The sequence below is a fragment of the Bacillus sp. CPT56D-587-MTF genome, assembly GCF_058792335.1.
The window spans coordinates 1,012,786-1,025,079 of sequence record NZ_JBYTEF010000001.1 but is presented as its reverse complement, the minus strand read 5'-3'; the positions used below and the strand labels follow the sequence as shown (position 1 = coordinate 1,025,079).

Below are 12,294 nucleotides of genomic sequence, written 5' to 3'. Positions count from 1 at the left end.
ACGTTACACCTCAAATTTATAGCCTACACCCCAAACAGTTTGAATGTAGTTTCCACTTTCTCCAAGCTTCAAGCGCATCGTTTTCACATGCGTATCTACCGTTCTTGTACTTCCGGCATAATCATATCCCCATACCTTTTCAAGTAATTGCTCCCGGCTAAATACTTGTCCTGTATGTTGGCAAAGAAAATATAATAAATCAAACTCTTTTACAGTAAGAGAAATCGGCTCACCACCCGCCTCTATTCGTCTACTTTTTTCATTGATAAGAATTGGTCCAAATTGAATCTCTTCTTGCTGTTCTTGCTTTGTATATCTTCTTAGCACAGCTTCCATACGGGCAACCAATTCACCAGGACTAAACGGTTTTACAATATAGTCATCTGCTCCCATACGTAAGCCGTTCACCCTATTCCACTCTTCACCTTTTGCCGTTAAAAATATAATCGGCACATCTGACGTTTTTCTAATTTCTTTACAAACTGAAAGTCCATCCATTTCTGGCATCATTATATCTAATACAACGAAATCATAATGATCCGTTTCTAGTTTTTTAAGAGCCTCTTTTCCATTCTCAGCTTCTCCCCACTCATATCCAAAGTTATCCAAATACATTCCAACAAGCTGTCTCATATCACTTTCATCATCTACAACTAGCACTCTATATTTATTCATTGTCCTTCCCTTCCCTCTCTATGAGTTGAAACGGTCCTTTTCCGACTTTAATTGTTTGTTTTATTTTCAAATTCTTCATATCTATAACGCACACTTCATCACTATCATAACTGGCTACATACCCTTCTGCTCCGCTCTCAAAAAATGCAAATGGATTCGACCCTACTTCTACAGAAGCTATTTCTTTATATGTGCTAATATCAAACTTTCTAAGTGTATTCGACCCATGACTGAGTGCATATACGTACTTACTATCCTTCGTTATATTCACAGGCATGAATGGAGCGTGTAAAGAACGCACCATTTCTCCACTCTGTAAAGAATACACTAACACTTTCTCATTTACTTGATTTCCATCACCATGTCCGCCAATCCATATTTCTTTCCCATCAGGACTAATCGTCGTTCCTGTTGATGCTGGCGGAATCATAAAGGATTGAATAACTTCTTTTTTCTTCGTATCAATTGTCGTTAGTTTCGTATCATAAAAGTTTAGTACAGATAACCGATTCTGATACTCTACCATCGTTATAGGCCCTTTTCCTGTTGAAACATTTCCTGTCTCTTTCCCATTTATCGTAAAGAACCTTACCTTTTGAACATTTTGATCAGCAGCAAATAATTGTTTTTTATCTGCTGATACGACCACATTTACAATGCCCTTTCCAGTTTTATATTTTCCCACTTGCCTTCCTTCCGCTAGTGAATATACATACATATATTCTAATTGCTTACCGTATACAAGTATTTCATCGCCATTTGGAAGCAGTGTGATTCCGGCCATTGGCTCATTTAGTTCCCATGTCGTAATTAACTTTTTATCTTTTTTATCAATAAAACTAATGCTGCCTTCTTTTATATTCGTAGTTATAATAACATTTTTATCTTTAGCAATTGGTGTATATGAACTTCCTTGACACCCTACTAGTAGAAATAAAAAACAGAGAAGAAAAACATACTTTCTCAAAAGATTCCCTCCATCTTCGGATGATTTCGTTATAATTGTAAAATAACAAATAAATGTGTGGAAAGTGTGAAATTTCCCTTTCTTACTCAATTTACATATATAATGTACAACAAATAGAATTTGAGGTGTGTCAATTATGCTATTTCCTGATTTAGCGAATAAAATTGTACGAGAAGTACGCAGACTAATTACAGAAAATATTATTATCATTAATATAGAAGGCGTTATTATCGCAAGTACAGATACAGAAAGAATTGGTCAATTTCATGAAGGTGCACTCCGCTGCGCCAAACAAAAGAAAACCGTCATCATTACAAAAGAAGATGAAAGGCGATTGCAAGGTGTAAAGGCTGGGATGAATCTTCCTTTATTATTTCATGATGAAGTAATTGGTGTCATTGGGATTACAGGAGAACCTGAAAATATTTCACGCTACGGAGAAATATTGCGTAAGATGACCGAATTATTAATTCATGAAAACTACTTTTTAGAGCAACTAGAACTTGAGCACCGTTCTTATGAAGCTTTTGTCTTTGATTGGCTTCAAAATACAGAGTGGTCCCCGAGTTTTCTTGATCGCGCCAAAACACTTGGCATTGATTTATATAAGAAAAAACAACTTATTTTGTTTTCTATTGGCAAAAATGACACGATGCTCCAGCGTAAAATATGGCAACACATACGTAATATTTTAACAAAAGAGCATCTATTTGTTCGTTGGGGAAATGATCGTTTTATTTTATTTACAGCAACGAGCTCAAAAGAGCAAACTTATCAATTTTTAAAACGGTTAAAACAAGACTGCGAAACTTTATTTTCTATTTCTTTATATATCGGGATTGGACAAACAGTTACCTCAAACAATATGAACATATGTTACGAACAAGCATTACGCGCTCTTTCTGTATCATTGGAAACGAAAAAAATTGTATTTAATGAAGATTTACGTTTAGAAATGTGTTTACAAGATATTTCTGCCGAAACGCGTGAACAATTTCTAGAGCGTACCATCGAAAACTTATTATCATTTCCTGAGCTTATACATACTTTGCGCTTATTTATCGATTATAACCAATCTTATAAACAGACGGCTAAACAATTACATATACACATTAACACATTACATTACAGGCTAAAAAAGATTGAAGAACATACAGGACTTGATCCAAAACAATTCAAAGACTTAAACGTTTTATACTTCGCACTCCTCCTATTAGATGATCATACAAAAAAGAACGATAAAACAGATTAATCTTTAGATGATTATATATAGAAAGAATCCCTCGACTTTTTTATCATTATAATGAAAGCACTGTTACCACGTTGTTTATTATAACTAAACACGTTAACAGTTTGAGGGGGATTTCCAATGTTAGAAAAACAAATTATTCATTCATTCGTATCTATTGTTGGCGAAGATAATGTAGATACATCCAATATGGGGCGTTTAACTTATAGTTATGATGCCACTCCAAACTTCCAAGCAATGCCTGATGCAGTCATTGCTCCTCGTAATACAAATGAAGTAGCTGAAGTGTTAAAAGTATGTAACACTCACAAAATTCCTGTGTATGTGCGCGGGTCTGGAACAAATCTTTGCGCAGGAACATGTCCACTTGAAGGCGGTATCGTCCTTATTTTCCGCCATATGAACAATATTTTAGAAATTGATGAAGAAAACTTAACAATTACTGTACAAGCAGGTGTCATTACACTTGATATTATTAAAGCGGTAGAAGAAAAAGGTTTATTTTATCCACCAGATCCAAGCTCGATGAAAATTTCTACAATCGGCGGTAATATTAATGAAAACTCAGGTGGATTACGCGGTTTGAAATACGGCGTAACACGTGATTATGTAATGGGGCTTGAACTTGTCTTACCAAATGGCGATATTATTCGCACTGGTGGTAAATTAGCAAAAGATGTAGCTGGTTACGATTTAACTCGTTTATTTATCGGTTCTGAAGGAACACTTGGCGTGGTAACAGAAGCTATATTAAAACTCGTTCCTATGCCTGAAACAAAGAAAACAATGCTTGCACTATATGAAGATATTAATGAAGCTGCACGTGCTGTTTCTTCTATTATTGCAAATAAAATCATTCCAGCAACACTGGAGTTCTTAGACCAACCGACAATTGAAGTAGTAGAAGAGTTTGCGCAAATCGGTTTACCTACAGATGTAAAAGCAATTTTATTAATTGAACAAGACGGCCCTCCCGAAGTAGTCAATCGAGATATTGAAAACATGGCTAATGTTTGCCGCTCTATGAATGCAGTTGATGTTCGTATTGCAAAAGACGAAACAGAAGCAGATGCGCTTCGTACCGCTCGCCGTAGTGCTCTATCAGCGCTCGCACGATTAAAACCTACTACAATATTAGAAGATGCGACTGTACCACGTTCACAAATCGCTCCGATGGTTGAAGCTATTAATGCCATTGCAAAAAAATATAATATTCCTATTTGTACGTTTGGACACGCTGGTGATGGTAATTTACATCCAACTTGTATGACAGACGCTCGTAATGCAGAAGAAATGCACCGAGCTGAACAAGCTTTTGCTGAAATATTTGCGAAAGCAATTGAACTTGGTGGCACAATTACTGGTGAACATGGTGTTGGTGCAATGAAAGCTCCATATTTAGAAATGAAATTAGGTAAAGAAGGTATTGCAGCTATGCAAGGAATAAAGCAAGCTTTCGATCCAAATAACATTATGAATCCTGGAAAAATGTTCGCGAAAGACACTCGAAAAAGAGTGGTGGTTGAGCAATGACCACATTAAATAAAGAAAATATTCAAAAAGAATTTAAAGAACGATTAAGTGAAGATGAATTACTAAACTGTATGCGATGCGGTTTTTGTTTACCTACTTGTCCTACCTACATTCAATCCGGATATAAAGAGTCACATTCACCACGCGGACGTATCGCATTGATGAAAGCAGTCGTTGATGGTTTAATCGAACCAGATGAAGATGTTGAACATACATTAAACGTTTGTCTTGGTTGCCGTGCTTGTGAACCTGTTTGTCCATCTGGTGTAAATTATGGACATTTATTAGAAGAAGCTCGTGATATTATTAATCAAAATAAAAAATTCTCAGTGCCAGTGAAAGCTGTTCGAAAAGTCGTTTTTGAAGGATTATTCCCCCATCAAAATCGAATGAGAACATTAACTGGACTAATCGGATTTTATCAACGTTCTGGTTTACAAACGCTAACACATAAAACAGGGATTATGAAGTTATTCCCTGAAACACTTGCAACGATGGATCTCGTTTTACCAAAAGTCCCTAAAATGAAAGCCATGAAAGATCGTCCTTCATTTTTACCTGCAGAAAGTACAAAGAAAAAACAAGTTGCATTCTTCACAGGCTGCTTAATGGATACGATGTTTTTAGAAACAAATAACGCAACGATGAAACTTCTTCAATTAGCTGGTTGTGATATCGTTATTCCAAAAACACAAAGTTGCTGCGGTGCATTGCATGGACATGCTGGTGAAAAGAGTGGAGCAAAAGAATTAGCAAAGCGAAATATAAAAGCATTCGAAGATTTAAACATCGACTATATTATTACGAATGCAGGTGGTTGCGGGGCTTATCTCATAGACTATGATTATCTTTTAAAAGATGATCCGGATTGGGCTGAACGTGCTAAGCAGTTTGTTTCTAAAATTAAAGATATTACTGCTATACTAGTAGAACTAGACTTCCATAAGCGAACTGACTTACGACTCACGCCGCAAGTTATTACGTATCAAGACTCTTGTCATTTACGCAATGTTATGCGCACATCTTCTGAACCTCGTATGTTACTAGAGGCTATCCAAGGTGCAACATATCGAGAAATGAAAGATGCCGACCGCTGCTGTGGCTCTGCTGGTATTTACAATATTGTTCATTCAGAGTTATCAATGGAATTTCTAGATTACAAAATGGACCGTGTGCATGAAACAGAAGCAGCAACCATTGTTACTGCAAATCCAGGTTGTTTATTACAAATGAAATTGGGTATTGAGCGAGAAGGGCTTTCTCATAAAATGAGAGGAATTCACATTGTGGATTTATTATTAGAAGCAATTGAAACTAACTCGTAACATACGTAATAATAGGAAAACGGCTATCTCCTTCGTCTATGTAAAGAGATAGCCGCTTTTTTGTCTGCTACAACATTAAAAATATGTTACTTTATTATAAAAAAGAACAACAGAAACATTACAGTTTTGTAAAAATCAATCCATTATATTCCTCAAAAAAACGTTCAAACCATTGATACAATAGGATTCTTCATTTTCTATTTAGGTAACTTTATCCAAAAACCCCCTCTTAAAACCAAGTATAAAAACACTATAAATTCCTTTTATACTCTATATTTCTCTTATTTTTGCTCCCTTCTTCTCTTAGGATAAATTAGGTAATTTTAAAGTCTATGAATTTTTTTCCATCTTTTTTCTCGCAAATTGTATGCTACGATGAATTTGTCAGTCAGACAGGCTGTCAAAAACAAATCGTGTGAAAACAAATTAAAACTTTATATAGGGGGACACACATCATGAAAAAGCGTGTTTTATTATCTGTAGCTGCTGCAACAGCTCTTACTTTAGGAGTATCTTCTCTAGATGCACAAGCTGCAACAGTACAACCATCTAACGTAAAGGTTCAAAATATTCAGCATTCAAAAGTAATGATGAAACAAATGAGCCAACAAGAATTACAAGCATTCTTACAATCTATGGGAGTTGAATCATTAGCACAATGGCAACAAGGAAACTTCCAACCAAACTGCTTCATTCCTGGTCAACAACCTACTGGAAATGTTGTAACTGAGCAACCAACAGCTAAGCCAGAAACTCAAAAGCCAGTTGAGCAAAAACCTGCCGAGCAAAAGCCTGCTGAAGAAGTTCAAAAACCAGAAGCTCAAAAGCCTGCTGAAAACAACAATACTCAAAAACCTGCTGAACAAAAACCAGCTGAGCAAAAGCCTGCTGAAGAAGCAAAATCTTTAAGCGAGTTTGAACAACGTGTTGTTGAATTAACAAACGCTGAGCGTGCAAAACAAGGCTTACCAGCACTAAAAATCGATACTGAATTAAGCAAAGTAGCACGTATTAAGTCTGAAGATATGCAAAAAAACAACTACTTTGATCATAACAGCCCTACATACGGGTCTCCGTTTGACATGATGAAGAAATTTGGTATTTCTTATACATCTGCAGGCGAAAACATCGCTCAAGGTCAACGTACACCTGAAGAAGTAGTACAAGCTTGGATGAACAGCGCTGGACACCGTGCAAACATCTTAAATAACAGCTTCACTCACATCGGTGTTGGTTATGTAGAAAGCGGCAACTACTGGACACAACAATTTATTACGAAGTAAATAGATTAAAAGAGTCTTCTCATAATGAGAAGACTCTTTTTTAAGTTTCATAGCTTTCTATTATGTATGAATAGAAAATATATAACATAAACAACATAGATCCACAGCTTATTACACTAAGCAATACATAAAATCCCCACTCTAAGTTCAAAAACAATGAAAACAATATGCCACATGCCATCACTTGAAAAATCCGTCTACTCACTAAACAAATTTTTTGTAATTTAATTGGATCTTTTTCTTTTTCTTTGCCTTTTATTTTCTTAAATTCTTTACTCAGCATAAAAAGAAACATACTAATCCCAATCGTTAATCCTGTTTGAAAGGATATCAAATCCCCAAAATTAATAAAGAGGATAAGCGTATGAATAAACAACATAAATAACGTAATTTTCTTTATAAATCCGCCTATAATACCATGCTCTCTTTCATTAAACTTAAATATATTATGTGAAATAATATACAAAAATCCATATGAAAAAATAATAAAACAGGGAATAAATGCTACAACGACTTGTTTACTCATAAACTCGTTTGGCTGACCATTTACATTCCAATGTACTGCCATACGATTTGGTAAATAGGGATAGAGAAATAGAGTAAGTAAAAGACAAGCGAAAAATATTCCCAGTACATACTTATATTTAATCAAGTGATTCTCACCTCTCTTTTCTCTTAACGGCTTCGCTTCTTTTAGAGAAATCCCTGCAAAAATCTACTTTTTTCAAGTTAAAACTTATACTTTACGCATTTTCTTTTTGAAATTCTTTTATTTTATTATTTAACTTTGTAGGAAACGGCACATCAACTTCAATCGCTTCTTTCGTAATTGGATGCAAGAAATGTATCTTCATCGCATGCAATGCTTGACTGGACATATATTTTGTTTGTCCACCATATAATACATCCCCAACTAATGGATTACCATTATGACTCATATGAACACGAATTTGATGTGTTCTACCCGTTTCTAATTGTAACGTTACGAAAGTCGTGTTTTGCTTCTTAAAATACTTTTCTACTTTATAATATGTGATAGCTTGGTCACCTTTTGGAGAAATACGACGCCTTGTAGCATGATGGCGATCCCTTCCGATAGCAGCATCAATCTTTCCTTGTTTCTTCTTTACTTTCCCTTCAACGAGCGCTGCGTACGTTCTTTTAATTTTTCTTTCCATTAATAAGCGATCCATAATTGAACCAGCAATTCTATGCTTAGCAAACACGACACCACCTGTCGTATCTTTATCTAAACGATGAATATGACGCACCTTCGTCTCTAAACCTTGCATTTGAAAATGAAAAGCAACAAGATTTGCAAGCGTCCCGGTTCCACCTTTTTCAGCAGGGTGTGTGTCCATTTGCTCTGGTTTATTTACGATAAGTACGTGATCATCTTCGTATACTACATGTAATTCACCATATTCTGGATCTACACCGTACTCTTCCTCCGCAAACATATGGACTTGTAACTTATCGTTCTCTTTTAAAAGCTCATTCCATCTTCTTTGTTCCCCGTTAACCGTAACACCTTTTTCCATACGAAGCTGATGTAATAGCTTTTTCGGTATTTCCCATTCTACTTTTAATACCGATTCAATACTTATACCATTCCATTTAGCTGGAACGGTAATTTCACACCATTCACCCTTTTTCTTTGTTTCCATACTGTTTATCACCTTATTTCTATTGATTCTCTCATTGTAACGGAAAACACACTTTGATGCACCGTCAAAAATAGAGGACAGTCTTATAATAGACTGCCCCTCAAGCTCTAAGTCTTTTCATTTCTAACAATACTTCTTCAGCTTTTTGTTCATACGATAAATCCTTAAAGAAATCCGCCAACCTTTTATAATCATTGTAAGCATCTAATAAATCGTCCATCTTTTCTATTTTCATCACTTGTTGTTTTTGTTTCATTTTTACTGGATAGCGATAACCTGATACTTCTTGTATTTTGTAATACTCATCCTCTACTTGAACGACCTTTACAAGTTCTTCCTCTTCTGCATCCATCGTATACCCGTCAAATTCTCTAAGTAGTTCATAAATGATATGAGTCCATTCATCTTTTGGATAAAATCCTTTTTCTAACCGATAACCGACAATGCGATACATATGCCCATCGTTCTCGGCAAACTGTACTGTATCATTTAACTTAAACTTAAAATAACGAAACATTGCCTTCACCTACTTATTATGTAATGTTCTTATCACATACTATTTGCAAAATGTAGGCTTTGCTATTCATAAAAAATGCTCATCATATTGATGAGCATTTTTTACGATGATTTTTCTCGTTTTTTTCGAAATGGTAACCACCAGTTCCAGTCTCCAAATAACTTCATTAAGCTTGGTACGAGCATAAGACGAATAATTGTTGCATCAAGAAATATTGCTAATGCAACGCCAAGACCCATCTGCTTTACTGGTAAAATATCAGTAAATGCGAATGCACCAGTTACAACAATCATTATTAAAGCAGCTGATGTAATGATTCTACTTGTTGAAACGAGCCCTTCTAATGTTGCTTGATCGTTATCTCCTGTTTCTTCATAGAGCTCATGAATACGTGAAATAAGAAATACTTCATAATCCATACTAAGCCCAAATACGAGGCCAAAAATGAAGATTGGTAAGACAAACAGAACCGGACTTGCTTCTAAACCGAAATGACCACCTTCAAATAACCAAACAACAATTCCAATGGTTGCACTTAAACTAAGTATATTCATAACAATTGCCTTAATTGGAATGAGTATAGATCGGAATGCAAATAATAATATAACAAAGGTCGATCCAAATATAACAGACATACCAATTACAACTTTATCTTTAATTTCATCTTCTAATTCTTGTTGAAACGTCGTCATTCCGCCTAGATAATACGTAACATCCGTTTCTTTATAGTTCTTTTTAAAGTCACGTACCCACTGTTTTGCAGTCTCTGTACGTGGTTTTGTTTTCAAAAATATTTCTATCGTCGTCTTATTCCCTTGCGTGTATGCTTCAAATACAGGAGTTAGTTTCGCTGATTCTGGCGACTGCAACATTCCAACAACTTGATCTGCTTTCATTCCAGTTAACCCGTCGTATAAACTTCTTACTTCATGTACTTTCTTATCACCTTTTAACTTTTGAACGACTTCTTCTATCTTTTGTAGACTTTCTTTTTCTTTCATATCTTTTTTCGTCTCTACAACTAACGTAACATCAGCGTGTGTTTTGACAGTTTCATTAAATGCTTCTTCATACTTTTCATATGCAATCCTTGTATCACTCTTTTCAGGTAAAGCTTCAACACCAGGGAACTGCAAATTAGCTGTACGTAACGGTAATAAGCAAATAACAATAAATGTTGTAACAACAATAATCATTGCAATTGGATGTTTCATCACAAATTTTGCAAATTTACGCCATGCTTTTGCCGGCGTATGTGCTACTTGATTCTTTTTTAATATTCTTTTACCGATTAACGATAATAGTGCTGGAAGAAGTGTGAGTGAGAATAAAATACTCATAATGACAACAATCATTCCGCTAATCGCGACAGATTGAATATAATCTATCTTAAAGAAAAACAAACCGGATAACCCAACAAATACGCATAATCCTGAAAATACAATCGCACGTCCTGCCGTTTGATATGTAATTGCTATCGCTTCTTTTACCGTTCGTTTAGCAACTTCCTCTCGAAAACGGTTCACAAATAATAGCGCAAAATCAATAGATAATGCAAGTCCAATCATCGGTGCAACGTTTAACACGAAAATAGATAGTTCTTTATCAACACCGATGAAATACAATATACCCATCGTACTAATAACACTAAGCGCCCCATTCAAAATCGGTAAAATTGATGCCAAAAGGCTACCAAACGAAAATAGTAATACAAGAAACGCAATTGGTAATCCAATCATCTCTGCTACTTTTAAATCATTTTGCGTTCTTTCATTAATCTCTTTATTAATTTTCGGAAACCCTGTAGGTGTTACTTTTAATGCTATATTACTTTCTTTCTCAATCTCATCAGCAAATTGTAATGTCTTTTCCATTCGTTCCTTATTTGTTTTCCCGGAAAATAAAATTGTCGCATAGCCGATGTCATCTTGTAGCATTTCTTTATTTTGGATTGGGTGATGGAAAGATTCATAGTTCTCTTTCTCTTGAACATTCTTTACAATTTCATTTATTCGCTTTTTAAATTCCTCATGCGAAGCATCTTTATTTTTCTCAAAAACGAGCAGCAGCGTATCTTGAGACTTCTTAAAATCTTTATCTAAAATTTCTTTCGTTTTTTGATAGTCGCCTTCCGTTTGGAAACCGTCACCACCTAATACTCCCGGTAGCTTTGGAGCAAAAATCCCAAGTGCGATTGCGAGCAACAGTAACGCTACAATTACTGTATAACGAAACTGATACAAAAAGGCTCCTAACTTCCCCCACTTATCAACTTTATGTACATTTGTCTTCACACATTTTCACCTACTTTACATAATTCAATTGTCACTTATACTGTATCACATCTTGATATAAACAAAAAACGTCTGGAAAAACTATAATAATAGTTTTTCCAGACGTTTTTCTATCTCTCTTTATTAAGCCCTAATCTCTCAGTAAGTAAACGATGGTAGTAAATCGCGATAATTAACAAAATACCACCTACGCAGTAACCAGCTAAAATATCAGTTGGGTAATGTACATTTAAAATGACTCTACTTAATCCAATCGATAGAATTACTATACCCATCAAAATCGTTGTGACACATTTCCCAGCTACGCTTTTCAAATTAGCAGCAATGATATAAGTAAGAAATCCAAATGTCATAATTGATAGCATTGCATGTCCACTAGGAAAACTATATCCAAGTGCATCTAGCGCTTCATTTAATGACGGACGTTCTCTCTTTACAATCTCTTTTATCCCTTTATTCACAAGATGTGTTATTAAAATTCCCATTGGATATACAATCATCGCAGCATAATAACGCTTCTTCCAAAAAACAAGCAAACTTATAACGAGCGTAGCGACTATCCCAATTGCTGATCCCAATTTTGTAAAGTACGAGAAAAATGTAAGAGAACTTTCCGTTTGTAGCCCTCTTACTAATCCACGGACATATGTATCCATCACTGTAACGCCACCTGCATGTACGCGCCAAGCAACAATACCAAATACAGCAAATAACAAACCGATACACATTACCTCATACTGATGTAACTTCTTCTTCAAACGATTTCCTCCTACTATGAAAAAAT

11 protein-coding genes are annotated in these 12,294 nt (G+C 35.3%); 4 read left to right on the top strand and 7 right to left on the bottom strand.

Features of this window, described 5'->3' with window-relative positions; all coding sequences use genetic code 11:
* Positions 1–3 precede the first annotated feature (3 nt).
* Positions 4–675: a response regulator transcription factor gene (locus AC3WVZ_RS05350; RefSeq protein WP_001046398.1), complete on the bottom strand. Its 672-nt coding sequence runs from the start codon at positions 673–675 to the stop codon at positions 4–6.
* Positions 668–1,642: a YncE family protein gene (locus tag AC3WVZ_RS05345; protein WP_233936162.1), complete on the bottom strand. Its 975-nt coding sequence runs from the start codon at positions 1,640–1,642 to the stop codon at positions 668–670. Before AC3WVZ_RS05345 ends, AC3WVZ_RS05350 begins: the two co-directional genes overlap by 8 nt.
* 136 nt (positions 1,643–1,778) lie before the next feature.
* Here AC3WVZ_RS05345 and AC3WVZ_RS05340 point away from each other — a divergent pair, with 136 nt between their 5' ends.
* The 4 genes from AC3WVZ_RS05340 (at position 1,779) to AC3WVZ_RS05325 (ending at position 7,032) form a co-directional block, all read left to right on the top strand.
* Positions 1,779–2,894 (top strand): CdaR family transcriptional regulator, encoded by a 1,116-nt coding sequence (locus AC3WVZ_RS05340; protein WP_000898641.1) that lies wholly within the window; start codon positions 1,779–1,781, stop codon positions 2,892–2,894.
* Positions 2,895–3,011: 117 nt separating this feature from the next.
* Complete coding sequence (gene glcD, locus AC3WVZ_RS05335; protein WP_000890755.1) at positions 3,012–4,424, top strand: glycolate oxidase subunit GlcD; 1,413 nt, start codon at positions 3,012–3,014, stop codon at positions 4,422–4,424.
* Positions 4,421–5,749, top strand: a complete 1,329-nt coding sequence (locus AC3WVZ_RS05330) for a (Fe-S)-binding protein (protein WP_233936160.1) — start codon at positions 4,421–4,423, stop codon at positions 5,747–5,749. The genes glcD and AC3WVZ_RS05330 overlap by 4 nt, the downstream gene beginning before the upstream one ends.
* A gap of 455 nt (positions 5,750–6,204) precedes the next feature.
* Positions 6,205–7,032 carry a CAP domain-containing protein gene (locus AC3WVZ_RS05325; protein WP_227077969.1) on the top strand — a complete coding sequence of 276 codons (828 nt, stop codon included), beginning with the start codon at positions 6,205–6,207 and terminating at the stop codon, positions 7,030–7,032.
* Between the two features lie 40 nt (positions 7,033–7,072).
* Here the strand turns inward: AC3WVZ_RS05325 and AC3WVZ_RS05320 are convergent, their stop codons facing one another.
* The 5 genes from AC3WVZ_RS05320 to AC3WVZ_RS05300 all read right to left on the bottom strand — a co-directional run bounded on the left by AC3WVZ_RS05320 (position 7,073) and on the right by AC3WVZ_RS05300 (position 12,268).
* Positions 7,073–7,684, bottom strand: coding sequence for a DUF1648 domain-containing protein (locus tag AC3WVZ_RS05320; protein WP_006917704.1), 612 nt, complete (start codon positions 7,682–7,684; stop codon positions 7,073–7,075).
* Between the two features lie 91 nt (positions 7,685–7,775).
* Entirely contained in the window at positions 7,776–8,699 is a 924-nt protein-coding gene (locus AC3WVZ_RS05315; RefSeq protein WP_000448350.1) for an RluA family pseudouridine synthase, read from the bottom strand.
* A 100-nt stretch (positions 8,700–8,799) separates the two neighbouring features.
* Positions 8,800–9,216: a YodN-related protein gene (locus AC3WVZ_RS05310; protein ID WP_000490301.1), complete on the bottom strand. Its 417-nt coding sequence runs from the start codon at positions 9,214–9,216 to the stop codon at positions 8,800–8,802.
* A 101-nt stretch (positions 9,217–9,317) separates the two neighbouring features.
* Positions 9,318–11,510, bottom strand: coding sequence for an MMPL family transporter (locus AC3WVZ_RS05305; RefSeq protein ID WP_000856407.1), 2,193 nt, complete (start codon positions 11,508–11,510; stop codon positions 9,318–9,320).
* Positions 11,511–11,620: 110 nt separating this feature from the next.
* On the bottom strand, positions 11,621–12,268 hold the full coding sequence (locus AC3WVZ_RS05300) for a phosphatase PAP2 family protein (protein WP_000727792.1): 648 nt from the start codon (positions 12,266–12,268) through the stop codon (positions 11,621–11,623).
* Between the last annotated feature and the right edge of the window lie 26 nt (positions 12,269–12,294).

What these genes read in the sequence shown, in the direction of transcription:
- AC3WVZ_RS05350 (WP_001046398.1), bottom strand. Translation starts at nt 675, where the DNA reads ATGAATAAATATAGAGTGCTAGTTGTAGATGATGAAAGTGATATGAGA.
- AC3WVZ_RS05340 (WP_000898641.1), top strand. Translation starts at nt 1,779, where the DNA reads ATGCTATTTCCTGATTTAGCGAATAAAATTGTACGAGAAGTACGCAGA.
- glcD (WP_000890755.1), top strand. Translation starts at nt 3,012, where the DNA reads ATGTTAGAAAAACAAATTATTCATTCATTCGTATCTATTGTTGGCGAA.
- AC3WVZ_RS05330 (WP_233936160.1), top strand. Translation starts at nt 4,421, where the DNA reads ATGACCACATTAAATAAAGAAAATATTCAAAAAGAATTTAAAGAACGA.
- AC3WVZ_RS05325 (WP_227077969.1), top strand. Translation starts at nt 6,205, where the DNA reads ATGAAAAAGCGTGTTTTATTATCTGTAGCTGCTGCAACAGCTCTTACT.
- AC3WVZ_RS05315 (WP_000448350.1), bottom strand. Translation starts at nt 8,699, where the DNA reads ATGGAAACAAAGAAAAAGGGTGAATGGTGTGAAATTACCGTTCCAGCT.
- AC3WVZ_RS05310 (WP_000490301.1), bottom strand. Translation starts at nt 9,216, where the DNA reads ATGTTTCGTTATTTTAAGTTTAAGTTAAATGATACAGTACAGTTTGCC.